Source organism: Tessaracoccus sp. OS52 (assembly GCF_020687685.1).
GTDB lineage: Bacteria > Actinomycetota > Actinomycetes > Propionibacteriales > Propionibacteriaceae > Arachnia.
This window is the reverse complement of sequence record NZ_JAJEWM010000002.1, coordinates 103,933-126,588: the sequence shown is the minus strand read 5'-3', so window position 1 is coordinate 126,588 and position 22,656 is coordinate 103,933. Positions and strand designations below refer to the sequence as shown.

The 22,656-nt window shown below is 68.3% G+C and carries 25 protein-coding genes; 16 read left to right on the top strand and 9 right to left on the bottom strand.

Features of this window, described 5'->3' with window-relative positions; genetic code table 11:
• Positions 1-8: 8 nt before the first annotated feature.
• Both LKO27_RS10175 and LKO27_RS10170 read right to left on the bottom strand, forming a co-directional pair.
• Positions 9-1,673: a nuclease-related domain-containing DEAD/DEAH box helicase gene (locus LKO27_RS10175; RefSeq protein WP_227737395.1), complete on the bottom strand. Its 1,665-nt coding sequence runs from the start codon at positions 1,671-1,673 to the stop codon at positions 9-11.
• Positions 1,674-1,773: 100 nt separating this feature from the next.
• The gene (locus LKO27_RS10170; RefSeq protein WP_227737394.1) at positions 1,774-2,169 is read right to left on the bottom strand and encodes a four-helix bundle copper-binding protein; all 396 of its coding nucleotides are present in this window, start codon (positions 2,167-2,169) and stop codon (positions 1,774-1,776) included.
• Positions 2,170-2,449: 280 nt separating this feature from the next.
• Between LKO27_RS10170 and panC the strand changes: the two genes are divergently transcribed.
• From panC to panB, 3 genes are read left to right on the top strand one after another with little or no spacing between them, the layout of a single operon-like run.
• A complete protein-coding gene (gene panC / locus LKO27_RS10165; protein WP_227737393.1) occupies positions 2,450-3,316 on the top strand; it encodes a pantoate--beta-alanine ligase in 867 nt (288 codons plus the stop codon).
• Positions 3,316-3,708, top strand: coding sequence for an aspartate 1-decarboxylase (panD, locus tag LKO27_RS10160; protein WP_227737392.1), 393 nt, complete (start codon positions 3,316-3,318; stop codon positions 3,706-3,708). The genes panC and panD overlap by 1 nt, the downstream gene beginning before the upstream one ends.
• On the top strand, positions 3,705-4,586 hold the full coding sequence (panB, locus tag LKO27_RS10155; protein WP_227737590.1) for a 3-methyl-2-oxobutanoate hydroxymethyltransferase: 882 nt from the start codon (positions 3,705-3,707) through the stop codon (positions 4,584-4,586). Before panD ends, panB begins: the two co-directional genes overlap by 4 nt.
• Before the next feature lie 12 nt (positions 4,587-4,598).
• Here the strand turns inward: panB and LKO27_RS10150 are convergent, their stop codons facing one another.
• Both LKO27_RS10150 and LKO27_RS10145 read right to left on the bottom strand, forming a co-directional pair.
• A complete protein-coding gene (locus LKO27_RS10150) occupies positions 4,599-4,832 on the bottom strand; it encodes a helix-turn-helix transcriptional regulator (RefSeq protein WP_227737391.1) in 234 nt (77 codons plus the stop codon).
• Entirely contained in the window at positions 4,832-5,593 is a 762-nt protein-coding gene (locus LKO27_RS10145; protein WP_227737390.1) for a hypothetical protein, read from the bottom strand. Before LKO27_RS10145 ends, LKO27_RS10150 begins: the two co-directional genes overlap by 1 nt.
• A gap of 261 nt (positions 5,594-5,854) precedes the next feature.
• On the opposite strand from LKO27_RS10145, the gene LKO27_RS10140 reads away from it, so the two are divergent.
• Positions 5,855-6,796, top strand: coding sequence for a uroporphyrinogen decarboxylase family protein (locus LKO27_RS10140; RefSeq protein WP_227737389.1), 942 nt, complete (start codon positions 5,855-5,857; stop codon positions 6,794-6,796).
• A 21-nt stretch (positions 6,797-6,817) separates the two neighbouring features.
• Here LKO27_RS10140 and LKO27_RS10135 read toward each other — a convergent pair whose 3' ends face one another.
• Positions 6,818-7,558: an NYN domain-containing protein gene (locus tag LKO27_RS10135; RefSeq protein ID WP_227737388.1), complete on the bottom strand. Its 741-nt coding sequence runs from the start codon at positions 7,556-7,558 to the stop codon at positions 6,818-6,820.
• A gap of 216 nt (positions 7,559-7,774) precedes the next feature.
• Here LKO27_RS10135 and LKO27_RS10130 point away from each other — a divergent pair, with 216 nt between their 5' ends.
• Positions 7,775-8,878 (top strand): DUF4349 domain-containing protein, encoded by a 1,104-nt coding sequence (locus tag LKO27_RS10130; protein WP_227737387.1) that lies wholly within the window; start codon positions 7,775-7,777, stop codon positions 8,876-8,878.
• 8 nt (positions 8,879-8,886) lie between these two features.
• On the opposite strand, the gene LKO27_RS10125 is transcribed toward LKO27_RS10130, so the two are convergent.
• Positions 8,887-10,563, bottom strand: a complete 1,677-nt coding sequence (locus tag LKO27_RS10125; protein ID WP_227737386.1) for a glycoside hydrolase family 10 protein — start codon at positions 10,561-10,563, stop codon at positions 8,887-8,889.
• A 241-nt stretch (positions 10,564-10,804) separates the two neighbouring features.
• On the opposite strand from LKO27_RS10125, the gene LKO27_RS10120 reads away from it, so the two are divergent.
• From LKO27_RS10120 to LKO27_RS10105, 4 genes are all read left to right on the top strand, one after another.
• Positions 10,805-11,152 (top strand): hypothetical protein, encoded by a 348-nt coding sequence (locus LKO27_RS10120; protein ID WP_227737385.1) that lies wholly within the window; start codon positions 10,805-10,807, stop codon positions 11,150-11,152.
• 73 nt (positions 11,153-11,225) lie between these two features.
• Positions 11,226-12,347 (top strand): glycerate kinase, encoded by a 1,122-nt coding sequence (locus tag LKO27_RS10115; protein WP_227737384.1) that lies wholly within the window; start codon positions 11,226-11,228, stop codon positions 12,345-12,347.
• A 22-nt stretch (positions 12,348-12,369) separates the two neighbouring features.
• The gene (locus LKO27_RS15590; protein ID WP_227737383.1) at positions 12,370-13,152 is read left to right on the top strand and encodes a 2-oxo acid dehydrogenase subunit E2; all 783 of its coding nucleotides are present in this window, start codon (positions 12,370-12,372) and stop codon (positions 13,150-13,152) included.
• A 127-nt stretch (positions 13,153-13,279) separates the two neighbouring features.
• Positions 13,280-13,600, top strand: a complete 321-nt coding sequence (locus LKO27_RS10105) for a hypothetical protein (protein WP_227737382.1) — start codon at positions 13,280-13,282, stop codon at positions 13,598-13,600.
• Here the strand turns inward: LKO27_RS10105 and LKO27_RS10100 are convergent.
• Positions 13,572-14,078, bottom strand: coding sequence for a hypothetical protein (locus LKO27_RS10100; RefSeq protein ID WP_227737381.1), 507 nt, complete (start codon positions 14,076-14,078; stop codon positions 13,572-13,574). The two genes, LKO27_RS10105 and LKO27_RS10100, sit on opposite strands and share 29 nt — an antisense overlap.
• Positions 14,079-14,133: 55 nt before the next feature.
• Between LKO27_RS10100 and LKO27_RS10095 the strand changes: the two genes are divergently transcribed.
• A complete protein-coding gene (locus LKO27_RS10095) occupies positions 14,134-14,616 on the top strand; it encodes a hypothetical protein (protein ID WP_227737380.1) in 483 nt (160 codons plus the stop codon).
• A gap of 37 nt (positions 14,617-14,653) precedes the next feature.
• Here LKO27_RS10095 and LKO27_RS10090 read toward each other — a convergent pair whose 3' ends face one another.
• A complete protein-coding gene (locus tag LKO27_RS10090) occupies positions 14,654-15,574 on the bottom strand; it encodes a C40 family peptidase (protein WP_227737379.1) in 921 nt (306 codons plus the stop codon).
• 636 nt (positions 15,575-16,210) lie between these two features.
• Between LKO27_RS10090 and LKO27_RS10085 the strand changes: the two genes are divergently transcribed.
• The 5 genes from LKO27_RS10085 (at position 16,211) to LKO27_RS10065 (ending at position 19,333) form a co-directional block, all read left to right on the top strand.
• Complete coding sequence (locus LKO27_RS10085) at positions 16,211-16,480, top strand: PqqD family protein (RefSeq protein WP_227737378.1); 270 nt, start codon at positions 16,211-16,213, stop codon at positions 16,478-16,480.
• Between the two features lie 33 nt (positions 16,481-16,513).
• The gene (locus LKO27_RS10080) at positions 16,514-16,672 is read left to right on the top strand and encodes a lasso RiPP family leader peptide-containing protein (RefSeq protein ID WP_227737377.1); all 159 of its coding nucleotides are present in this window, start codon (positions 16,514-16,516) and stop codon (positions 16,670-16,672) included.
• Positions 16,673-16,752: 80 nt separating this feature from the next.
• Positions 16,753-17,922, top strand: a complete 1,170-nt coding sequence (locus LKO27_RS10075) for an asparagine synthase-related protein (RefSeq protein ID WP_227737376.1) — start codon at positions 16,753-16,755, stop codon at positions 17,920-17,922.
• Positions 17,919-18,392, top strand: a complete 474-nt coding sequence (locus LKO27_RS10070) for a lasso peptide biosynthesis B2 protein (protein WP_227737375.1) — start codon at positions 17,919-17,921, stop codon at positions 18,390-18,392. Before LKO27_RS10075 ends, LKO27_RS10070 begins: the two co-directional genes overlap by 4 nt.
• Positions 18,389-19,333: a hypothetical protein gene (locus tag LKO27_RS10065; RefSeq protein ID WP_227737374.1), complete on the top strand. Its 945-nt coding sequence runs from the start codon at positions 18,389-18,391 to the stop codon at positions 19,331-19,333. Before LKO27_RS10070 ends, LKO27_RS10065 begins: the two co-directional genes overlap by 4 nt.
• A 64-nt stretch (positions 19,334-19,397) precedes the next feature.
• Here LKO27_RS10065 and LKO27_RS10060 read toward each other — a convergent pair whose 3' ends face one another.
• On the bottom strand, positions 19,398-20,525 hold the full coding sequence (locus tag LKO27_RS10060; protein WP_227737373.1) for a nucleotidyltransferase family protein: 1,128 nt from the start codon (positions 20,523-20,525) through the stop codon (positions 19,398-19,400).
• A gap of 149 nt (positions 20,526-20,674) precedes the next feature.
• Here LKO27_RS10060 and LKO27_RS10055 point away from each other — a divergent pair, with 149 nt between their 5' ends.
• Positions 20,675-22,537, top strand: a complete 1,863-nt coding sequence (locus tag LKO27_RS10055; protein ID WP_227737372.1) for an ABC transporter ATP-binding protein — start codon at positions 20,675-20,677, stop codon at positions 22,535-22,537.
• The last annotated feature ends 119 nt before the right edge of the window (positions 22,538-22,656 follow it).

Genomic DNA, 22,656 nt, shown 5'->3' with positions numbered 1-22,656 from the left:
CAGCGGGATCAGCCGCGCCGCTGCAGCGCCCTGACCACGTCTTCGCCGGCGTTCATGATGGTCGACAGCTCGCCGACCACGATCAGGCGATCCGTGGCCCGGGACAGCCCGACATACATGCGTTCGCGGAAGCGGTCCCGGGCGCCGTCCTCGTTGATGCACAGCACCACTGCCCGCCGCTCGAGGCCCTTGAAACCAAGCACATGCCCGTAGAAGACCAGTTCCTCGTCCCAGAAGGTGTCCCAGTAGCCGTCCTGCCCGAGCAGTTCCTGCCGGGCCCGCTGCTCGGGATGCCGGCGGCCGGTGGTCAGCAACGCCACGTGTCCCGGTGGCCAGCCCTCGTCCAGCAGCGCCTCGACCTGGTCGTCGGCGACCTCCAGCGCGTCGCCCGCTGCGGCGGGCACGTGGAGCACGTCCGGCCCGTCGCCACCCTCGAGCCGCATGCGCAGCGGGGCCAGCGGCCGGAACACCTCCGCGATCTGCCTGGTGTTGCGCAGGTTGTGGTCCAGCACCAGCGGGACCAGCGGCACCGGCGGCCGGCCGAAGCGCTGGAACAGGCGCTGGTTCTCGTCGGAGTACAGGAACAGGCCGCCGTCGTTCTCGTCGCGGAGGGCCGCCACCAGGGGCCGCCACCAGGATTCGGCGAAGTCCTGGGCCTCGTCGACGACGAAGGAGTCGAACCGCTGACCCGGTGGCAGTTCCGCTGCGCGCTGGGCCATCAGTTGCGGAAGTTCCTCCTCCCAGAAGGCGGTGTCGTCGCGGGAGCCGGAGCCGATGCCCCAGAGATTGGCGAGGGCCTCGAAGGTGCCGACGAACGCAGGCCTCTGCTTGTAGTGCCAACCGGCCACTTCCCGCCGGAAGTAGGCGGCCAGGCCGAGCGAGTAGCACAGCAGCGCCACCCGCTCCGGCCGTCCACCGCGCCCCGAGCTGAGCTGCCTGGCCTGCGTGAGCGCGAGCACCGTCTTGCCGCTGCCCGCCCCGCCGCGGATCTCGACCCGCCGCAGCAGGCGGGTGACGTCCAGAACCAGTCCCTGTTCCTGGGTCAGCCGGTCCGCGCGGTGCTGCCTCTCGTCGGACTCGTCGGCGACGGAGGCGACGGCGTCGGTGCCGCGGGCGGTGAGGATGTCGACGACGACGTCGCAATCCTCCAGTGTCGGCGGCCGACGGTGCGTCTCGAAGCCCACCGGGAAGGCGGCCAGGCGAGCGGACAGGTGGGGAAGGTCGAACTTGTCGTGGACCATCCAGCGGGGGCAGTCGGGCAGGACGAAGTCGTCGCCGAGAGCGGTGAACGGGGTTACCACCGCGTGCGCGAACCTGACGGGCGCGCGAGAGGTCTCTGCCCACCGCCGATCTGACTCAACGAAGCGGCGGACGGCGTAGTGCGTGTCTCGGGCCTGGGCCACCGGGTCCACCGGTTCACGCCGGCCATCGCGCAGCATGGTCCAGCGGCCGTCAGTCACCCCGATGCCGGCCCCCTTCACCTCGATGACGACCACACCGACGTCCGGCATCACGAGGACCAGGTCCGCCTCGTGATCCCTAGAGGTGTCTGTCAGCCGATAGTTGGCGATGAGGGTGTCCTGCGGCCGCAGGGACCCTTGCAGGTTCTCCCAGACGGCGCGCTCGGACTCCGTGGTGAAGCGTGGGTCCTCCGGGATGAGGCGCGGTGGCATGGTAGAACGCTAGCCGCAGACTCAGACAAGCAGGCCATAGCCCGGAGACGGGGGCGCGGCATCCTCTGTGCAAGTCGCACCCGGGGCGACGAGTTCGGAGTCAGGCCTGACCGGCGACCAGGTCCAGGCACAACCTCTCGCAACGGCGGCAGGCCTCGGCGCAGACGCGACAGTGCTCGTGGATCTCCGCGTGCTGCTCGCACTCCGTGGCGCAAGCCGCGCAGGCTGCCGCGCACGCCGACAGCAGGGCGTTGATGACGGCGACCTCCCGGCCCACCTGGCGGGCGAGCACGCCCTGGGTGGCGGCGCAGACGTCGACGCAGTCCAGGTTCAGTCGGATGCAGTTGCGCAGGTCGGCGACCATGTCCTCGGCGAGGCAGGCGTCGGCACAGATGGTGCAGGTCTGGACGCACTCCGCCAGGGCCGAGAGCACGTCGGCCAGACCTTCGGCGTTGGGCGTGTCGATCGGGTGGGTCTGAAGCATGTCGAGATGCATGGCTCCTCCTTCTGGCGTTCGCCACCAGCCGGGTGCCGGTGGCACTCCAACCATCCTCACCCGATGATCCGGCCGGTGTGGCAGCTTTCGAAGAATTCGATGCGGTCCGTTTTCCTCCGCGAACACCCCTCTGCGGGGTGGTGTAACTCCCTTACAGTGTGCGGTGCGCCCATCCCGTCAGCCGAAGGAGTCAGCCCGTGCACTGCGTAGTGTCCGTTCGCCCTCCGACAAGCTCAGGGCAACGGTTCCTGCCCTCAGTCCCTCTCGTGGAGGGCTGGGGATGAGGACCGTGCGGTCCGTCGCGGAACTTCGGGACGTGCTGGCGGCGGAGCGGGCGCAGGGCCGGCGCGTGGGTTTCGTGCCCACGATGGGCGCGCTGCACGACGGCCACTGCTCGCTGATCGCCGCAGCCCGCGGCCAGTGCGACGTCGTCGTGGTGTCAGTGTTCGTCAACCCCACGCAGTTCAACGACGCCGGCGACCTGGCCGCCTATCCCCGCGACGAGGCCCGTGACGCCGAGCTGGCAGCCGACGCCGGCGCCGACCTGCTCTTCGCTCCCGACGCCCCAGAGATGTACCCGCCCGGGCATTCCACGACCATCCACGTAGGTGGCGTCAGCGAGCCGCTGGAGGGGGAGCGCAGAGGCCCCTCCCACTTCGACGGTGTGGCCACGGTGGTGGCCAAGCTGCTGATCGCCGTCGCGCCCGACGTCGCCTGGTTCGGCCAGAAGGACGCGCAACAGGTCGCCGTCGTCCGGCGCCTGGTGTCTGACCTGGGGCTGCCCCTCGCCATCGAGGTGGGCCCGACGGTGTGCGAGCCAGATGGTCTGGCCATGTCCAGCCGCAACGCCCGGCTCGGGGAGGCTGACCGGTCGCGCGCCCTGGCGCTCAAGAACGGTCTCGACGCCGCGGCCGAGGCCATGGCGGCAGGACGGGGGCCGCGGGAGGCCGAAGTGGCCGGTCGAGGGGCCATGCTTGCCCTGGGCGTTGAGCCGGAGTACCTCGCCGTCGTTGACCCGACGACGTTCGCGCCGGCCTCGGACCCGGCCGCGCCCAGCCTCGCGGTCGTCGCCGCCGTCGTCGGTGACGTCCGGCTGATAGACAACCTGCCCATCCAACCATCGACGCCAACCCGGGAGCTCCCCTGATGCAGCGCATCATGCTGAAGTCCAAGATCCATCGCGCCACGGTCACCGACGCCGACCTGCACTACGTCGGCTCCATCACGATCGACCCGGACCTCCTTGAGGCCGCGGACATCTTGGAGTACGAGCAGGTCAGCGTCGTCGACATCGACAACGGCGCGCGGTTCGAGACCTACACGATCGCCGGCGAGCGCGGCAGCGGCGAGATGAAGGTCAATGGTGCTGCCGCCCGTCTGGTCCACACCGGGGACAAGATCATCGTCATCTCCTACGGCCAGTACGAGGTCTCGGAGCTGTCGCGGCACGAGCCGGTGGTGGTCCACGTCGAGAGCGGCACCAACGCCATCATCGACGTCGACGCGGCGGTCGCCACTCTCCTGACGTGTGCGCAATGATGTCGGCTGCTTCGCGGGGAGAGGCGGAGCCCTCCCGGCGCCGCAAGGTGACGCTGCCCGGTCTGGCGGCGATGAAGCGGGCGGGCCAGAAGGTAGTCATGGTCACCGCCTACGACTACCCGGGGGCCCTCGCTGCCGAGGAGGCCGGCGTCGACGTCGTCCTCGTCGGGGATTCCGGCGCCATGACCGTGCTGGGGCACGAGAGCACCGTCGCGGTCACCGTCGACGAGATGCTGATGCTCACCGCAGCCGTTCGACGGGGCCTCCAGACGCCCCTCCTGGTGGCCGACCTCCCCTTCGGTTCCTACGAGATCAGCGACGCCCAGGCGGTCGCGACGGCGGTGCGCTTCGTGAAGGAGGCGGGCTGCGACGCTGTGAAACTCGAAGGCGGCGGGCAGATGTCGCTGTCGCGCGCCTCGGCCATCATCGCGGCGGGCATCCCCGTGATGGGACACGTCGGCCTCACGCCCCAGACAGCCACCGCGCAGGGCGGCTACCGGGCACAGGGCCGCACCGCGGCGGCCGCGTGCCGCGTGCGGGAGGAGGCCACCGCGCTGCAGGCGGCGGGCTGTTTCGCGGTCGTGTTCGAGGCCATCCCGGCGGAGGTGGCCGAGGCCATCATGGCCACCATGGAGGCGGTCGTGATCGGGATCGGGGCCGGACCCGCAACCGATGGCCAGGTCTTGGTGTTCCACGACCTGCTCGGGATGTGCTCGGGCGGGTCGGCGCGCTTCGTCAAGAGCTACGCCGACGTGCACGGCGCGGTGGTGGACGGTCTGCGCCGCTATGCCGACGACGTCCGCGACGGCACCTACCCGGCGGCCGAGCACTGCTACGGCATGGATGCCGCTGAGCTGGCCGAGTTCCAGGCCCGCTGAGACGCGTGTCGCTCAGTCGTCGGTGACCACCAGCAGGTCGCCGACGTCGCAGTCCAGCACCCGGCAGATGGCGCGCAGCGTCGAGAACCGGATGGCGCGGGCGCGGTCATTCTTGAGGATGCTCAGGTTGACCAAACTCATCCCCACGAGCTCACTCAGCCTCGTGAGCGTCATTCCCCGTGCGGCCAGGAGTTCGTCGAGTCTGCAGTGGATCCCGGATGCTTCCTCCGGGTCGGCGGGGGGCATCAGACCAGCCCGGTGGTGTCGCGCTGCAGGCGCTCGGCGTGGCGGAACGCCGCAGCCAGGGCGGCGAGCGCCAGTCCGGTGAACACCGGCCAGAACTGGACGTAGACCATGAACTCGGCGGACTGAGGCAGCACCATGGTCGGGTCAAAGGTCCCGCTACGCTGCTCGCTCGTCCAGCCGGAGATCTGCAGCGCCTCGGTGGCCGCCATCGACTGGCCGATGCCGAAAAACACCTGCCACAGCACACCGCCGCTCACCAGTGCCACAGCCGCCACCTGCAACGAACGGCTCAACATGGGCCTGAAGGGCTCACCCTGGAGCATGCGCTGAGCCAGGAGGTAGACCGCGGCGATCACCGTCAGGAAGACCAGACCCTGGATCAGGCTGCCTGTCGCCAGCATCGCCCGGGTGGCGACGCTGAGTCCGGCCACCGAGACTTCGGCGACGTTGAATCCGCCACCGACGACGGTGGCGGCCGCCGGCTCAATGGTGACGCCGTCGGGAGGGGCGGGCCAGAAGGTTCGCGTGGGGAGGCTCACGTCCACGACGTCGGAGGTGAGCTGCCCGACCACTGCGACCACCGTCGCGAGCCCCACGATGAAGCCGTAGACGAGGGAGCCAGCCCGAACGACCTTCAGAACGGTCACATCCTCGTTGACATCGGGGTGGCGCCGGCCCATGGAGACCAGGACGACCATGAACGCGACGAGCGCGAGAACGGTCAGTGAGCCGAAGATCAGGAAGGGGAGACTTGCGACCATGGTCGTTTCCTTAACGATAGTCGATAACAACGATAATCGTTATGGTAGGACGTGACGGTCCAGCGCGCAAGGCCCTCAGCGGCGACCGAGTCACGGCCGACGGGTTGCGTTCCGGGTGGGCTGGACGCACACGTCGATCTGCCGACGACGGCGAGTGGTCCCGCCGACCCCGGGCCGATTCCCCACGCCGACGGCAAGTAGTCTGCTGAAGCACGAGTGGGTACCAACCGGCCTGCGCACGACCGCCGAGGAGAGACAACGATGACAACTGGACGCGAGCGCTTCGTCGCAGCCGGCCATGGCCAGTCCACCGACCGGCCGCCGGTGGGTGCATGGATCCACTACGGGACTTCGTTCTACAATCCGCGCCAGGCCGCCGATGTGCACCTGTGGTTCGGTGAGGAGTACGACTGGGACTACCTCAAGGTCATGGATGACTTCCGGCTGGAGCACCCCGCCGGGCTGGACGAGATCACCGACGTCGCGCAGTTCGCCGACGTCGTGCCCGACCCGGGCGCCCCGCTGGCCAACCTTGAGCGACAGGCCGAAACGCTCCGGCTGATCCGGGAGGGCGCGCCGGAGCGGGCCATCATCGACACCGTCTTCTCCCCGATGCAGACGCTGGTGCGCGCGTTCGGCGCCGACGTCGTCGAGTACTTCAAGGCCGACGCCGCCCTCGCCCACGAGGTCATCTCGCGGGTGGCGACGGCGCTGGCCAGCTACGCGTCGCGCCTTGGCGACCTGGGCGTCGACGGCATCTTCCTGGCGGTCAACGGCGCCAGCTCGGACTCCTCCTCGATGGGCATCACCGCCGAGCAGTTCGACGACTGGGTGGCGCCCTACGACAGGCAGGTGCTCGAAGCCGCCGCCGGGCTCGTGCGCATCATCCATCTGCATGGTGAGGGCGTCGACCTCGAGCGCGTCCGCGACTACCCCGCCGAGGTGGCCAGCTGGTCGGACCTGACGGCAGGGATCTCCGTGGCCGAGGTCCGCGACGAGCTCGGGCTGGTCCCGATGTTCGGGCTGGACGAGGTCAACAGCATGTACTGGACGCCGAGCCGCACCCGGCAGGAGGTGCGCCGGGCACGCGAGCTGACTGGGGACCGTCTGATCCTGGCGCCGAACTGCACCGTGCACAGCGACCTCTCGCCCGCCGTCCTGCGCGCGTTCCGCGAGCTGGCCGAGGAGCCGCTCCAGGGCTGAGGCAGGAGCCGGTGGCCGGCCTCACTTGTGTTTGACGACGGCCCCGCCCTTCGGCTTGACCACCACCCCGCCCTTCGGGTTGGTCTGCACCACGTAGTCGGGGTGTGCGGCGAACAGGTCCTTGAGTTTCGCGAAGCCCCAGGTGCGGGAGTCGAAGTCGGAGGCGATGCGGGACAGGTTGCTGCCCACCACTCCGAGGTTGGCCGAGTTGTCGTCGCCGGCCGCGGCGTCGACGGCTTCCGCGAGGAGCTTGTCCAGGCCGACGTCGCCCTTGAGCTTGCTGCTGCGGTCGTCGGTCGGCGCGGGCGCGGGAGCGGCGGTCAGGTTCTCGACGTAGATGAAGGTGTCGCAGGCCGCTACGAAAGGTTTGGGGGTCTTGCGCTCCCCGAAACCGTAGACCACCAGCCCGTCCTCCCGGATCCGTGCGGCCAGGCGCGTGAAGTCGCTGTCGCTGGAGACGATGCAGATGCCGTCCAGGTTTCCGGCGTGGAGCAGGTCCATGGCGTCGATGATGAGGGAGCTGTCGGTGGCGTTCTTGCCGGTGGTGTAGCTGAACTGCTGGATGGGCTGGATGGAGTGGCGCAGCAACTGGGTCTTCCAGGAGTTCAGCTGCGTCGAGGTCCAGTCGCCGTAGGCGCGGCGCACGCTGGCCCGGCCGTGCTTGGCCACCTCCACCAGCAGCGGCTCGACGTGGTCGGCTCGCGCATTGTCGGCGTCGATGAGGACCGCCAGTCGTGCCTCGTGGGTGCCGTTGTCGGCCATTGGCGTTCCGTTCACTAAAGGGGGTCGGGCTCCGGTTGTCCCGGCGCATCCCCGTCCTGGTTCGAATCCTAGTCGTCACGCGGCACGGGCGGATCGGCCCGGTCGCGCGAGCGGCCGGCGCGGTATTCTCAATACATAAGGTGGACGTCGGCGACGGTCGTCCTCTCGGCTTCAGCATCAGCCCACCGCTGTTGCGTCTTGCAAGGAGGCAAAGTGATGCCGAACGGTCTGTTGCGAAGGGTGTCTGGGGTCGTGCTGGCCGTGCTCGCCCCGCTCTTGCTCGCATCGTGCAGCGGTTTCCCGCAGAGCACCCCCGACGTGCCCCAGAATGGCGAGCCACCCAGCGCGGGTGAGGGATTCCCACAGGAGAACGGCGATGACACCGGAGGCGACGGCGAGAAGCTGATCATCCGCACCAAGGTCCTGAGGCTGGAGGTGGAGAGCACTCCGGACGCCGTGACCAAGATCCGCGAACTGGCCCGGACCCACTCCGGCAGCGTGACCGACATGCAGGTGGCCACGGACAGTGATGAGTCGGTCTACCACTACGACGAGAACGGCAACCCCGTCGGTGACGGCACGGCGCTGCGCGGTTGGGTCACCGTCAGGGTCCCCACGGACTCCTACGAGGACTTCGTCGAGGCCGTCGTGGGCATCGGCACGGTCAAGTACCAGTCCGAGGCCTCCGACGACGTGACCCAGGAACACGTGGACCTCTCGGCACGGCTGGAGAACCTGCGCGCGCAGGAGGCGCGCCTGCGCGAGTTCTTCGATGCCGCCGCGAACGTGACGGAGATGCTGGCCATCGAGGAGGAGTTGGGCCGGGTGCGCGGGGAGATCGAGTCCCTCGACGCCCAGGTCAAGTACCTCGAGCGCCAAGCGGCGATGGCGACGGTGACCCTCGAGCTGGTCGAGCCCCGCGACGTCGTGCGCCCGGAGGGCGAATCGTGGGGATTCAGCGAGGCCATCACCAGCGGCTTCCGGGGGGCCGCGACCCTGCTGACCTCCTTGATCACGCTCGTGATCGCCACCGCACCGCTGTGGCTGGCCGTCCTGGTGCTGTTCTTCCCGTTGCGGGCGATGCTGCGGCGTCGCGCGGCGAACCGGCCCCCGAAGGCGGTCCAGCAGCAGGCCTGGGCCGGCCCGCCGCCCGGGGCCCATCCGAGGCCCACCGCGCCAGCCCCGCCGCGGCCAGCGCCGTCGGAGCCGCATCCCACGACGGCGACAGCCGCGGAAGCCGATACCGAACAGCGAGTCACCTCCAAGGAGGAACCCCAAGCCCCGAAGTCCCCGCAGGAGCCGACCAAGTCGTCGGACTGAGTGCGACCTCAGATCTTGAACCGGACCATGTTGTTGAACAGCCATACGTTGGTGCGGTAGTAGCGCCATGAGCCGTCGGAGTTCTGGACCGCCTGCACGATGCCGAGCGCCAGGATGTAGCTGCGGCAGCCGTTCCTTCCCGTGACGACGGTGTCGCACTCGGTGCGCCACTGCCGTCCGTCGGAGGTGAAGCTCCCGCTGTGCGCCAAGGGGTTGCTGCCCCAGGCGGCCCGGGTCATCAGCGCCAGATAGGTGAGGTTGTTGAACACCCAGCCCTCGGACTTCACGTACCGGCCGCCTGTGTAGACGACGGTGGTGGCCCAGATGTCGGTGCGGCACCTGACCGTCTGGGAATACGGCTCGCAGGAAGTGCGCCACTCGCGGCCGCTGACGTTGTGGTACCCGGGAGTGCTGTAAACGTCGATGGGCTTCTTCCAGAGCATCTCCGGCACTGAGACCGGCGTCGGGAAGACGCTGGCCTTCAGCGCGGCGAGCAACAGCCTGCGCTCGTCTGTCTTCACGGCCAGCGACGTCGAGGCCGCGGCCGCCTGGCTGGCGTTGGCGTAGCTGAAGCCGGACCAGCCGAGTCCCAGCGAGGTGATGGCCTGGGCCTGGCGGATCGAGTTGGGCCGGGTGTTCAGGTACAACGCCGCGCCGGAGATCATCTGCCTGTCGGTGGCGTTTCGCACCCGCACCAGGAACTGGTTCCAGGACGCGAACATGGCGGCCTGGGCGGAGTCGTGCTGGCGCTTGTAGTTCATGAGCGCGACGGCGTCGATCAGCCCCGCCCGGGTCCAGCCGTACCAGTCCTGCAGTACCTCGGCGTAGGGGGCGGTGGCCTCCCAGCTCAGCGAGGCCGAGGGCCCGTAGCCGTAGGAGATGCCGTTGACCGACAGGACCACCGACGGGTCGGTGCCGTTGATGCCCTGGCTGATCCTGCGGACCACGCCGGTGACCTGGTCGCGCCGCCATTGCGAGAACCGTGAGTCTGACGGTGTGGGCCTGCCGGTGGTGCCGGTGGCGGCCCGGTAGCGCTGCATCGAGGTGTCGGAGTAGCCCCAGTCGTTTCCGGCGACGGTGCCGCTGCGGTCGGGGTAACGGATGTAGTCCAGGTTCACGCCGTCGACGTCGTAGTTGCGCACGATCGAGTTCACGCCAGCGACGATGTAGTCGACCGCTGCGGGATTGCCAAGGTCGACGTAGACGTTGCTGTTGACGCGCTCAGTGCCGTCGTAGCGCCTGTCGAGCCAGCGGTTGGCGCCGGTCGCCGTCGGGCCGTGGGTGTTGTACACGTGGCTGGAGCTCGGTGGTGCCGTCGTGCTGTTCCACAGCGTGCCGACGTTGACCCAGGCGTGCACCCTGAGTCCGGCCGCGTGCCCCTGCCGGATCATCTCGGCCAGCGGGTCGAACGGGGCAGGCGTGCCGATGCTGGCACTTCGCGGGTAGGAGGACCGGTTGCAGAAGCAGTCGAAGCGGCGGACGGTCTGGACGAACAGGGAGTTGAGGTTGGCCGCCTTCGCCTCGGCCACCACCCGCGAGATCTCGCTCGGCGAGTTCAGCCCGGGGTTGAACGCGTCCACCCAGAGGGAGCGCCACTGCGGTGGCGGGGCCGCCGCGGCCGGTAACGGCTGGAAGCCGGAGGCCGCCAGGACGGCAGCGAACAACAGGACCAGGAACTTCTTCATGACTTCCCCCGACCACAATCGGTGAGCAGGGGAGCGGCTGGGCGGGCGCGTCGACGCGCGGGCCCCTGTTCTGCTCGCGGAGCCACCGGCTGCATTTGATTTTACGCCTGACAAGGGCGTTGGAGAAGGGCTGATCAGAGTCGTCGCGTGGGAGCCTAAGGCGGCGTAACGTTGGCTGCTCAGGCGCAACGAGGCGTCACCTCCTCCGGAACCGGAGGGCAGACATGACGGGAGCAAACCCATGCATGACGACCAGGTGAAGGACAACCTCAAGGGCATGGACGACCTTGACTTCGACGGCTGGAACAACGCCGACTGGAACGGGGTCTTCGCACACCACCACACCGACGACGTGCTGGTGGACTGGAAGGGCCAGCCACCGACTCGCGGGAAGCAGGAGCACATCGACGCCATGAAGGCGTTCGTGGAGTCAGCCGGCGGGACGCCGCCGCAGATCGTCGCGCACCCCATCTCGTTCGGGTCCGGGGAGTGGACCTGCGTCGTCGGGGAGTTCGAGGACGGTAGCCGCATGGTCACCGTCGCCAAGTGGAAGGACGGCGCCATCTCCGAGGAGTACATCTGGGCCTGAGTCGGGCGCGCGGGAGCGCGACCGCCGCCGACGACTATCGTATGGACACCTGCCCAAGCTGAGCGGAGCCCGCGTGAAGGTCGTGATCGCCCCCGACTCCTTCAAGGAGTCCATGAGCGCGGTGGAGGCAGCCCGTGCCATGGAGGAGGGCGTGCGCCTGGTCTTACCGGAGGCCGAATGCGTGCTTGTCCCGATGTCCGACGGTGGTGAGGGATTCGCGCAGGCGGTGACGTCCGCTTGGGGCGCGGAGTGGATCGAGGTCGACGCGGTGGATGCGCTCGGGCGACCACTTCGCGCCGGCTTCGGGATGGCTGGTGAACGGGCCGTCGTCGACATCGCCTCGACGGCCGGGCTGGAGCGGATCCAGCCCGGGGAGCGCGACGTCGCGAACTCCTCCTCCGCGGGCCTCGGGATCCTGATCCGGGACGCCGTTGGCAGAGGTGCACGCAGGGTCGTCGTCGGGATCGGGGGATCAGCCACCAACGACGCCGGGGCCGGGATGTTGGTGGCCCTCGGGGCCCGACTCCTGGACCGGGATGGTCGGGAATGCAACGGAACCCTGGCGACACTGTCTCGCGTGGCCACCGTCGAATTGTCCCAGCTGTGCGTGCCGGTCGGTGTGGTCGAGTTTCTCGTCGCCAGCGACGTCGACAATCCGCTCACCGGGTCGCGTGGAGCCACTGCGGTCTTCGGCCCGCAGAAGGGGGTGCTCCCTCAGCAGGTGCCCGAGTTCGACGCTGTGCTCGGGAACTTCGCGGCAGTTGCCGGCAAACACGACGTTGCGAAGAGGGCAGGAGCTGGGGCGGCGGGCGGCGTCGGTTTCGCGTTGATGGCCTTCCTTGACGCTTCTCTTCGGCCCGGCGTCGAGGTCCTGGGTGAGATTGTGGACCTGGCGGAGAAGATCGAAGGGGCCGACCTGGTGCTGACCGGCGAAGGGGCGGTCGACCCGCAGACCCTCCACGGGAAGACCCCGGCTGGTGTCGCGAGGCTGGCAGCTCGTGCCGGAGTACCCACGTTCCTGTTCGCGGGCCAGGTCCGCGCCGGCGCCGAACGCATGTTGGAACACGGGGTCACCAGGATCATCCGGATTGGGGGCGACGGTGCCCCGCTTGACCAACTGCTGGCACATGGCTACGACAACTTGAGGCAGGCGACCGCACGCGCTCTCGAGGGGTATCAACCGAGGCAGCAATAAGGCGCGGTCCACAGGAGGAAGAGTGTCGAACGAGTCGTTTGAGTCCAGGCCGTTCCTGAAGGTTCGCAAGGCCTATCTGGAGGTCCTGGCCGCCGGCAGGCGCAAGCACGTCATCCATGGCCTCATCGAGGCCGACGTCACCGAGGCGCGCCGCCGTCTCCGTGCGCGCCGGGAGGCGGGCGAGGACCTGTCCTTCACCGCGCTCGTGCTGCACGCCGTCGCCGCCGCCGTCGACGAGGACAGGATCCTGCATGCCTACAGGAGGCGGAACCGCCTGATCCTGTTCGATGAGGTGGACGTCAACCTGCAGATCGAGGTGGGTCTGGAGGGTCAGAAGGCAGTCAAGTCATTGTTGATCCGGGGCGCCAACCGCAAGACCGTCGCGGAGATCTCAGCCGAGATCCGCGCCGGCCAGCGCCCCGAGCCGAACTCGCAGCGCCGCTACCGAGGCACTCTGGCGATGGTCAGCATCCCCGGGCCGCTCCGGACCGCGCTCTGGCGGTCAGTACTCGGGAACCCGCGCTTGTTCAAGAGGTTCGGAGGCACCGTCGGCCTGAGTTCGGTTGGCATGTTCGGCCCCAGCGGTGGCTGGGGGATCCCCATCGCGCCTCCGACGCTGATGGTTACGGTCGGCGGCATCGCTACAAAACCCGGCTACGTCGACGGCGAACTCCTGCCCCGGGACATGCTCAGCCTCACGGTCTCGGTGGACCACGCGATCGTCGACGGTGCTCCGGCGGCCAGGTTCGCCCGGCGCCTCGCCGAACTGCTGGAAACGGCGGAGGGACTAACCGGCCTGTCGTGAGCACATTGCCAACGGGCCGCGGGAACCGGCGAATATGGCAGGGCGCTCGCCGGCGTTCAAGTCAGGAGAACCGCCGTAAATCGACAGGATCCAGTGACCCCGGGCGCGGGCCAGCACAATGTTGGGCATGACTACTCACACGGTGGCGTGGCAGCGCCGGAGCCCCACCTGGGCCAAGGCCGTAGCCGTCGCCGGATTGCTGTTTCTCCTGTTGCCAGCCGGATACGCCGCGTGGCTGGTCGTCGACGATCTCTCCTACCGGGGTGACAAGTTCGACGGCCTCGGAGCGGGCCTCGGGGCGATGGTGCTGGCGCTCACCTTGGTGCCCGCAATTCCGCTCGCGATCTTCCTGCGTCGGGGCGGCCGGATCGCCTTCGCCATTGGCGCAGCGCTGGCCGCAACGGGTTTGGTGTCCGTCGTCATGATGGGCTTCTCGCTAATCTCGTGAGCGCGCCAGCCGCGGCCGCCAACGTCGCGCCGGTCCAGTCCTCGTCGGCCGTCACCTCTGCAATGACGTCGAGCCAGGGTGGCAACTGTCTGGGTGGGGTGTCGCCGTCGTCGATCTCCGCGAGCAGCGTCCCGTCTGGCAGCACGTCGACGGCCATGCGCCAACCATCGCGTTCGACGATGTGGCGAACCTTGGACAGGGTGGCGGCGGGGAGACCCGAAAGGACCGCCCACTCCGATTCATCCAGGTACACCGACGTGCAGGCGATCTCCTGGGGCCCATCTCCCAGGCGGACCTTCTGGCCCAGCTTCCTGGTCACGTTGCCCGCTTCGTCCTGAATCTCACGCAGACGCAACCGCGTACCTGTCAGGTAGCGGTCGGTGATCTGTCGGACCGCGACGACGCCGTCGGGGAGGGAGCGCACCAGAAACCGGCGCTCGCGCTCGATCACCGCGTACTTCCACGAGTCACTCGGCATGACTGTCAGCATAGGACGGACGCTCCCGTGGCTGGGCCGGGACTAACGTGAGGGCATGGATGACACGCAGCTGGCCCATTTCACCGTGGAACTGGAAACCGACTGCCCGCCCTCGACGGCGATCCGGCGAGTCCTGGACCTTCGCCGGCACAGCCGTGTCATCCCCTTCACGACGGTGACGCCGTCGGTCCCCGCGGACTCGCTCAGCCCCGGCACGAGGTTCGTGGCCCGCACCTCCCTGGGCCCCGTCGGCTTCGATGACGCCATGAGGGTGGACACCATTTCGTTGGGCGACGGGCTGCCGACGGCGAGCGCGCGGATCTCGAAGGAGAGCCGGGCGATCCGCGGCTCGATCCGGCTGCTCGTCAGCCCCACGGCCGCGGGCAGCCTCGTGCGCTGGGACCAGGACGTGTCCTTGCCGTGGCTCCCTGGTTTTCTCCAGCGGCCCGCCGCCTCGGTGCTGCGGCTTGGCTACCGGCAGGTGCTCTCACGACTCCTACGCGGGTCCGGGCACAATAAAGCAGCGCCCTCACCGTAGGGGGGTGGCCGGTGAGGGCGCTGCAGCTCTGTGGGTGTCAGCCGAGGACGCGGACCGCTCCGGCGAAGGGCATGGAGTCGACGGAAGCGACGCGCACGCCAGTGCGAGGGTTCGCGGCGTCGACGATCTTGCCGTCACCGATGTAGATGCCGACGTGGCTGATGGGGCTGTAGTAGAAGACCAGGTCGCCGGGCTTCAGGTTGCTCCGGGAGACGCGGGTGCCGGCGGAGAACTGGGCGCCGGAGGACCGGGGCAGGGTGATCCCCACCTGCTTGTAGGCATAGCTGGTCAGGCCGGAGCAGTCGAAGGAGTTGGGGCCCGCGCTCGCGTAGACGTAAGGGCTGCCGACCTTGGCCAGGGCGGCGGCTACGACGTTCTCGGCGGCGGAAGCTGCCACGGGCTTTTCTACCGGCACTCCACTGATGGCAGGGGCGGCAGCCGGGATGCTGGTGACCGCGGGGATGGATGCCGTGGAGAACGTGACGATGTTGTTGATCACCCATTCCTTCTGGGTGGTGTAGGTGGTACCCGCGATGTCGATCGTGGTCGACACGGCGTAGGAACGACACCCTCCGCGGCCAGTGCTCGCGGTGTCGCACTCCGTGCGCCAGCGGCGGCCATCCTTGCCCACCCAGTCGCCGCTGTTGGCCAGCGGGTTGGAGCCCCACGCGGCGCGGTCCGACGGGAGGTAGGTGAGGTTGTTGAACACCCAGCCGTTGTGCTTGACCCAGCGACCGTTGTAGTTGATCACGGTCGTTCCCCAGATGTCAGTGCTGCAGCGCACCACTGTGGTGGAGTACTTCTCGCAGGCGGTCTTCCAGTAGCGGCCGTTGACGTAGTGATCACCTGGCTGCGTGTACACCGTCGGTTCCGCAGCGCGTGCATTCTGTCCGTTGATGACGCCGAGGATCAGCGCCACCAGTGCTGCGACCGCTACGGCTGTTGCCTTCTTCAGCATGTTGTCCCCCGAGTTTGCTTGCTCACGACCCGGAAAGCATAAGCCGAGAATCTGAGAATTCCAAACCTTTCTCTCAGGAAGTTTCTCAGAATGGGGTTCCGATGCGTCGGGGGTTGCCTCGTTGGCCTCTTCGAGACTGAGATTTCTCAGGCTGGCGGCAGCTTCATCAGCGCTCGTCTCACCCCCGTCTAACGGGTGCGGGGGCCTGGGCCGAGGTCCCCCTGCGGTTGACCAGCGTTGTTGCTCGACACCAGCCGTACAAGGCTGGTGACGGTCATCAACGCTGGTGGACCGGTGGGGTGGCTGGTGGACCGGTGGGAGGGCTGGTGGACCGGCGGTCACCGCTGGTGAACCCGCGGGAGGGCTGGTGGACCGGTGGGGTGGCTGGTGGACCGGTGGTCACCTCTGGTGAACCCGGCGGGAAGCTGGTGGGCCCGTGGGAGGGCTGGTGTTGAGCGATTGCGCTGGTGAACCCCGCGGGAGCGCTGGGGCGCCGGAGTCCAAACGGCTCTGACAAGCGCTGCGATAAGAAACAAATAGAGTTTTTGGTTTTCTATTCCCAAGAGCCTGTTCCAGCATCTAGACTTCGGGAACTCGGTACCGACGATTGGGCCGATGTGTAATCGGGGGATGCACATGAAGCTTCGCGCACACGACATCACGTGGCGAGAGATCGACGGCGATCTGGTCATTCTGGACCTTCGCTCGTCCACCTACCTGACGACCAACGCCAGCGGCGCTGTGCTGATGAAGGAACTCACCCAGGATCGCACCGATGACGAGCTCGTCCGCGCACTGGTCGGGGCCTTCGGCATCAGCCAAACCCAGGCGGAGCAGGACGTGCGCAGTTTCGTCACGGCCCTTGAAGACGGCGGACTGCTGGAGCAACAGCAGCCCACCGCCTGACTGAACTAAGTCGCTGCCAGCGACACTTGGACAATGAACACCTTGGGGGAGGTGAAGACAATGCCGGAAACCTATGAGGCACCGCGCCTGACCACGGTTGGGTCGCTCGCAGAATTGACACTCGGCGGTGGCCACGGCGGCACCGACGACATTCACGTGTGGTTCCTGAAGAAGGGCCCATACCTGTCGTGACCAAACAATGTGGCTCGGGGATCGCCGTGACAGGTGGTCCCCGAGCCACGTTTTGCTAGCTTTGCGCCTGGGAGGAATCGATGAAGCGGCCTGCTCTTGCGGACGCCTACGTCCGTAGTTCGCCACTCGAAGTGGCCACCGGTTGGGTGTACGGGCTGCTCCCTGCCACGCCGCTCCCCAAGACATCGTTGACTCCCCGCCAGGCCCTCGATGACGTCATCCGGCCGGCGCTCGAGGAGGCCCCGTGTTTCGTGACCTTCTCAGGAGGTCGTGACTCCTCGGCCATTCTCGCGGCCGCGACGTCCCTGGCCCGCCGCGAAGGGCATGAGCTCCCCATCCCAGTGACGCGCATCTATCCGAACGTTCCGGACTCCGACGAATCGGATTGGCAACGCCTGGTGCTGGACCACCTGGGGATCAGGGAATGGGTTCGTCTGGAGTTCGCAGGTGACGAGACCGACCTTCTGGGGGAGGCGGCCCGCGTCGAACTGCTCAGCCATGGAGTGGTGTGGCCCGCAGCTCTCCATACCCAGCCCGCCACCTACAGCCGGCTCCAGAAGGGGTCGATGCTCACCGGGGAAGGCGGAGACCTCGCTCTCGGCCTCCGAAGGGGAACGGCGCTTACCGTGCTGCGCAACGGACGTCGACCAACGCGGGGCCTGATTCTCCAGGCTGCCACGTCCCTCATGCCACGGCCGGTCAGACGACTCGACTTCTCCCGCGCCGCTTCCCGTGAAACCACCATGAGCTGGCTGACCCCCAGCGCGGTCAGGGAGCATTTTCGCAGGGCCGCCGACGACGAGGTGGCGGAACCCCTGCGTTACGACGCCGGCACCTGGTTCCTCACCCGTCGCAGGTTCTGGTCCGTGCTCTCGCACAATCAGTCCATGGAGGCGGCGCGCTACGGACTGCGGATCCACGATCCACTGCTGAACCCTCACTTCCTGGCCGCGCTGGCGCACTCCGGGGGCCGCTGGGGCTACAACGGCCGCACGGCCACGATGCGCGCCCTGTTCTCCGACGTCCTCCCACCCCAGTTGATCTCCCGTCCGACGAAGGCCGCGTTCAACCACGCCTATCGCGGGGACACCACCCAGCGCTTCGCCCGTTCCTGGGACGGCTCCGGGGTGGACACTGATCTGGTCGACGTCGAGCGACTGCGTGAGATGTGGCTGTCCGAACACCCGACGATGGCCACGGGGCTGCTGCTCCAGACAGCTTGGCTCGCGAGCGGGGGGAAGACACCGTGACCGCGGGCTCCACAGCCGAACGCCTCGGTCGTCTCCTGCCCGAACTACCAGCAACCTTGGCTGCGTTTCTGGTTGCCGTGGTGGTCGAGGTGGGTCTGAGGGTCACCACGCTGCCGCGCCTGGCCTCCCTGCTCGGAGTCCCCCTCGCATCCGGTGAGCCGTCCGGGGAACCCGAGACGATGTCCGGCAAGCAGCTGGCAGGCCTGCCTGCGACTGCGCGGAGGCAGGTCCGGGCCACCCGTCGGGTGTTGAATTGCTGGCCCTTCGGGGACACCTGCCTGAGGCAAGCCCTGGTCAGTGGCAATCGCCTGCGGCGGCTGGCGCCGTCGCTCCACATCGGCGTCGCGAAGATTGAGGGAGAGATCCGTGCGCACGCCTGGCTCGTGGTCTCCGGCCGGGTGCTGGACCCCCTGCGCGCGGCTTCGAGCTACCAGGACCTGAGCGTCCCGGGACGGGAGAACCAGAAGTGACAGACACTGCGCGGCTCTACGGTCTGGTGGTCCGCTCCGAGATTCCCCTCCACCAGGACCGCCCTGTCCCGCCTGGAACTCCCATTGACCTCGAGATCATCCTGGGTGAGCGGATCGCGCGGGTCTCGGAACGCCCCACCGGCCAGGTGCTGCTCCACCTGCAGGTGGACCGCCAGTACTACACGGTCACCAAGGTCGACGACGGGTACCTCATCCGGTTCTACACCACCTGCGACGTCCTGATCGACGCGTCCCTGAGCCGTGCCACGGTCCACCTCTACCGCGACGCGGACGCCTCGATCGCGGCCGTCCTGGCCGGTGGAACCGTCATCGCGGTCGTTCTGGCCCTACGCGGTGCGGCGGTGCTCCATGCGAGCGCGGTGCAGGTCGGCGACGAGGCGATCGCCTTCGTCGGGGCCTCCGGCATGGGCAAGTCCACCACCGCGACCCTGCTCTGCGCCGACGGCGCGAAACTGATAACCGACGACCTCCTCCGGCTCGACCTCACGCGCACGCCACCGACCTGTTCCCTCGGCGCCACCGAGCTGCGGCTGCGGAAGTCCGCCGGCGAGTTGTCGGATCGCTTCAAGACGGCGCCCGGCCGGCGCACCACCGGCGACGCGCGGCACGCTTTGGCGGCCCATCCGTCGAACACCGACGATCTGCCGCTCAAGGCCATCGTCGTGCCGGTGCCCGACCGTTCCGGCAGGACCGTGGCAGCCATCGAGAGACCGGATTCCATGACCGCCTTCCTGCTGCTCTCGCGTTTCCCCCGGCTGCTCGGCTGGGAGGACGAGGAGATCCTGAAACGGCACTTCCAGCAGTTGGGCGACATCATCGAGAAGGTGCCCGTCTTCGTCGCGCGGCTCCCCTGGGGACCGCCCTTCCCCGACGACGTTGCCGCCTCCATCCGCACAGCGGTCGGGGTCGGCGTCGGCTGATGGGCATGCTCCTCGTTACCTGCCCTACTCCTGGTTACAAGCCGTACACGGCCGGTAACCAGCACTAAGCCCCGTATCCGGCGGCACCGACTGCCTCCACCCGGGCGAGGTAGGCGTCGACCACCGCGGGCGACGCGGCAACGCGAGGACTGCGCGGGGGAGCTGGACGCAAGCGGTGCGCGACGCCGTTGGCGGCTCTGCCCGCGATCGTGGCAGCGGTTCCCGCGAGGCCCGGCCGCAGGGCACGGGTGACCAACCGCACCCAGGACGCGTCCTGGCGGAGTGACTGGATGGGCCACTGCGAGTCCACCCCGACCAGCAGGCGCCGCATGCCGGGACCAACCCCGAGTCTGGCATCCAGCCCGGCGGGGACGGGGGTGTCAAGGAGCCGCTGAGCTCGCCCGAGGACGGCCGCCACCTGGATGCTCGCGCCCCACTGTGCGGCGCGTTCGACGAGTTCGTCCCAGTCGTCCACCTGCCGGGCGAGCTGATCGGCGTCCAGGACGTGGCCCAGCTTGGTCGCCCCGATCAGGGCCGCGTGCTGGCAGACGTGCACCAGCGCGTCGGCGGGCGCGAGGGCGTACAACTGAGCCGGGCCGATTGTGACGGGTACCCGACGATCCAGAAGGGCGTCGGCGGTCACCTGGAAGCGGCTCCGCACGCTCTTCATCACCACCATCGACCAGTGGAGGTCCATGACCACGCCGTGCGGGTCGCCCAGGGCTATCTCGCCCGGGAACTCCGCACTCTCCAGCGAGTCATCCCCGAGCAGGAGCTGCCACCCGGCGTCGAACAACCGGTTGCATGCCTCCCTGAACTCACCGGGCCCGACGAGCAGGTCCAGGTCCTTGTAGAACCGCAGTCCGGGGATCGGGTGGGCGAACTCGGACAGGATGGGGCCCTTGAACGCCAGCCACCGAATCCCCTCCAGCGTGCCAGCCACCGACGCCAGCAGGGCGGTGGTGCGCAGGTGGTTGATCAGGGCTTGGGACCGGTCATCCCTGAGGGCATCCGCGACGTCCGGGCGGCTCCCGCGCACCGCCACATGGGCCAGCGGGGCGATGCGGTGGTATCGAGCCGCGGAGACGAAGTCCTCCGCCGCTCCCGGCTCCTCGCCGAGGAAGGGCTGCTCGCCCCGGCAGACCGCGACCAGCGCATCATCGACGCGATGCTGCACAGCGGTTCGGCGCATCTTCGCCCCCTCCAAGGTTCGGCTGCCGCTTCCACGCACACGGTAGCGGGCATCACCCACCAGGCAGGGTGATCCACGGTTAAATGGTGTCCACGGTCCGCGCCCAAGTCGGTCGCAGGCCATCGGCAGCGTCGGGAATCGGGGGGTTCATGGACGACGAGCAGGTGGACGTGGTGTCCCTGCGCGTGGCAGCACGCGCAGAGCGCAAGTCCGTTGGCAGGCTCTCGCGCCTGGTGCGTGCCAGCCTGGGCCTCGTGTGGGCTTCCGGCCGACCGTTGTTCCTTGCCCTCGTCGCCTTGCAACTCGTGGCAGCGGCCGCCTTGGCGGGCCAGGTTCTTGCCGTCCAGTCGGTTCTCGACGCGATCCTCACAGACGCCGCTGTGGCCAGTGTGGTGGGACCCGTGCTCGCTCTTGCAGGGCTGACGGCGCTCTCGATGATCACATCCGGCACGCAGGGGCAAGTCCAGCGGCTGCTGGGGGAGAAGGTGGCCCGTTCGATGTGGCACCGGGTCCTGGGCGTGGCCACCGGGGTCGGACTCCGCCACTTCGAGTCGCCGGAGTTCTACAACCGGCTGAACCGAGTCCAGACCAACGCCATGACCCGGCCCTACCAGGTGACGCAGGGCCTGCTCGGGATGGCAGGTGCGCTGGCGGCGTCGCTCGGCGTCGGGATCGCGCTCGTCAGTGTCTCTCCGCTACTTTTGCCGCTCGTGGTGGTGGGCGGCATCCCGATCCTGATCACAAGCCGTCGTGAGTCCAGACTCGAGTTCGACTTCTCCGTCCGGCAGACTGTCGCCTTCCGCTGGCGCCAGTACTTCACCATCCTCCAGACCGGCCGCGACGAGGCCAAGGAGGTGCGGGCGTTCGGACTGGGGCCGTGGCTGCTGCGCCGCTTCGACGGCTATTACCAGACCTACCTGGATGACCTGTCCACCCACGTCCGAAGGCGCACGATCCTCACCGTGATCGGTCAGATCGGTGCAGCGGTGGTGCTTGTGGGCACACTCCTGGTGCTGGTGTGGCTCATCTCCGAGGGTCGGATCGGGGTCGCCGGAGCCGGGGCGGCCATCGTCGCCATCCGGATGCTGGCCACGCAGGTGCAGAACCTCTTCAAGGGCGTGCAGACCATCTTCGAGTCCGGCTTGTTCCTCGACGACCTCAACGGCTTCCTGGAACTGGGCAACGCCGCCCGCGAGGAGGACCACGGGGCAGAGGCGCCGTCGGGCTTCCAGCTGGTGGAGGCCGAGGGCCTCCGCTTCCGCTATCCGGGGTCCGACGTCGAGGCTTTGCGTGGCGTCGACATCCGGCTGGAGGCGGGGGAGGTGGTCGCGCTCGTGGGGGAGAACGGCTCGGGCAAGACCACGCTGGCCAAGCTGCTGGCCGGCCTGTACGAGCCCGACGGTGGCACCATCCGCTGGGACGGCCGTGACATCTCCGAGTTCCGGCCATCCAGCCTTCGGAAGCGCATCACCGTCGTGTTCCAGGACTTCGTGCGCTACGCCCTGACCGCGACGGAGAACATCGCCGTGGGCCGGATCGACGCACCCGTCGACCCGGAGCGACTGCGGGAGGCCGCGCGAGCCGCTGGGGCGTCGTCGGCGCTTGAGGGTTTGCCCGAGGGTTACGACACCCTGTTGTCGAGGCTGTTCAGCGGAGGCAGGGAACTCTCCGGTGGACAGTGGCAGCGGGTGGCGTTGGCGCGCTCCTTCTACCGGGACGCGCCGCTGGTGATCCTCGACGAGCCCAGCGCCGCACTGGACCCCCGCGCTGAGTACGAGCTGTTCTCCACGTTGCGCGCCGCGCTGCACGGGCGCACCGCGATGTTCATCTCACACCGGTTCTCCACCGTCCGGGGCGCCGACCGAATCTACGTCCTGAGCGACGGGGAGGTGGTCGAGGAGGGCAGCCATGACGAGCTGATCGCCCGCGACGGCCGCTACGCCGAGCTGTTCCGGCTGCAGTTCGACGCCTACGTCGTCGGTGACGGCGCGGCCCGAGAGGTAGGCGATTAGCAGGTCCGCGCATTTTGCCGAAATGGGTTGAAAAGGTTCTCTCGCTGTGTTTGAGTGCGTCCAGCGCCGAACCCAATGACGGGTAGCACACGCAACGAGGTCGAACCCCGGCAATCGAG

Coding starts and splice junctions, on each gene's coding strand:
- LKO27_RS10140 (WP_227737389.1), top strand. CDS start 5,855: ATGACAACTGGACGCGAGCGCTTCGTCGCAGCCGGCCATGGCCAGTCC.
- LKO27_RS10120 (WP_227737385.1), top strand. CDS start 10,805: ATGCATGACGACCAGGTGAAGGACAACCTCAAGGGCATGGACGACCTT.
- LKO27_RS10125 (WP_227737386.1), bottom strand. CDS start 10,563: ATGAAGAAGTTCCTGGTCCTGTTGTTCGCTGCCGTCCTGGCGGCCTCC.
- LKO27_RS10100 (WP_227737381.1), bottom strand. CDS start 14,078: ATGCCGAGTGACTCGTGGAAGTACGCGGTGATCGAGCGCGAGCGCCGG.
- LKO27_RS10130 (WP_227737387.1), top strand. CDS start 7,775: ATGCCGAACGGTCTGTTGCGAAGGGTGTCTGGGGTCGTGCTGGCCGTG.
- LKO27_RS10075 (WP_227737376.1), top strand. CDS start 16,753: ATGAAGCGGCCTGCTCTTGCGGACGCCTACGTCCGTAGTTCGCCACTC.
- LKO27_RS10175 (WP_227737395.1), bottom strand. CDS start 1,673: ATGCCACCGCGCCTCATCCCGGAGGACCCACGCTTCACCACGGAGTCC.
- panC (WP_227737393.1), top strand. CDS start 2,450: ATGAGGACCGTGCGGTCCGTCGCGGAACTTCGGGACGTGCTGGCGGCG.
- LKO27_RS10150 (WP_227737391.1), bottom strand. CDS start 4,832: ATGCCCCCCGCCGACCCGGAGGAAGCATCCGGGATCCACTGCAGACTC.
- LKO27_RS10095 (WP_227737380.1), top strand. CDS start 14,134: ATGGATGACACGCAGCTGGCCCATTTCACCGTGGAACTGGAAACCGAC.
- panB (WP_227737590.1), top strand. CDS start 3,705: ATGATGTCGGCTGCTTCGCGGGGAGAGGCGGAGCCCTCCCGGCGCCGC.
- LKO27_RS10145 (WP_227737390.1), bottom strand. CDS start 5,593: ATGGTCGCAAGTCTCCCCTTCCTGATCTTCGGCTCACTGACCGTTCTC.
- LKO27_RS10055 (WP_227737372.1), top strand. CDS start 20,675: ATGGACGACGAGCAGGTGGACGTGGTGTCCCTGCGCGTGGCAGCACGC.
- LKO27_RS10135 (WP_227737388.1), bottom strand. CDS start 7,558: ATGGCCGACAACGGCACCCACGAGGCACGACTGGCGGTCCTCATCGAC.
- LKO27_RS10080 (WP_227737377.1), top strand. CDS start 16,514: ATGAACACCTTGGGGGAGGTGAAGACAATGCCGGAAACCTATGAGGCA.
- LKO27_RS10170 (WP_227737394.1), bottom strand. CDS start 2,169: ATGCATCTCGACATGCTTCAGACCCACCCGATCGACACGCCCAACGCC.
- LKO27_RS10085 (WP_227737378.1), top strand. CDS start 16,211: ATGAAGCTTCGCGCACACGACATCACGTGGCGAGAGATCGACGGCGAT.
- LKO27_RS10060 (WP_227737373.1), bottom strand. CDS start 20,525: ATGCGCCGAACCGCTGTGCAGCATCGCGTCGATGATGCGCTGGTCGCG.
- LKO27_RS10090 (WP_227737379.1), bottom strand. CDS start 15,574: ATGCTGAAGAAGGCAACAGCCGTAGCGGTCGCAGCACTGGTGGCGCTG.
- LKO27_RS10105 (WP_227737382.1), top strand. CDS start 13,280: ATGACTACTCACACGGTGGCGTGGCAGCGCCGGAGCCCCACCTGGGCC.
- panD (WP_227737392.1), top strand. CDS start 3,316: ATGCAGCGCATCATGCTGAAGTCCAAGATCCATCGCGCCACGGTCACC.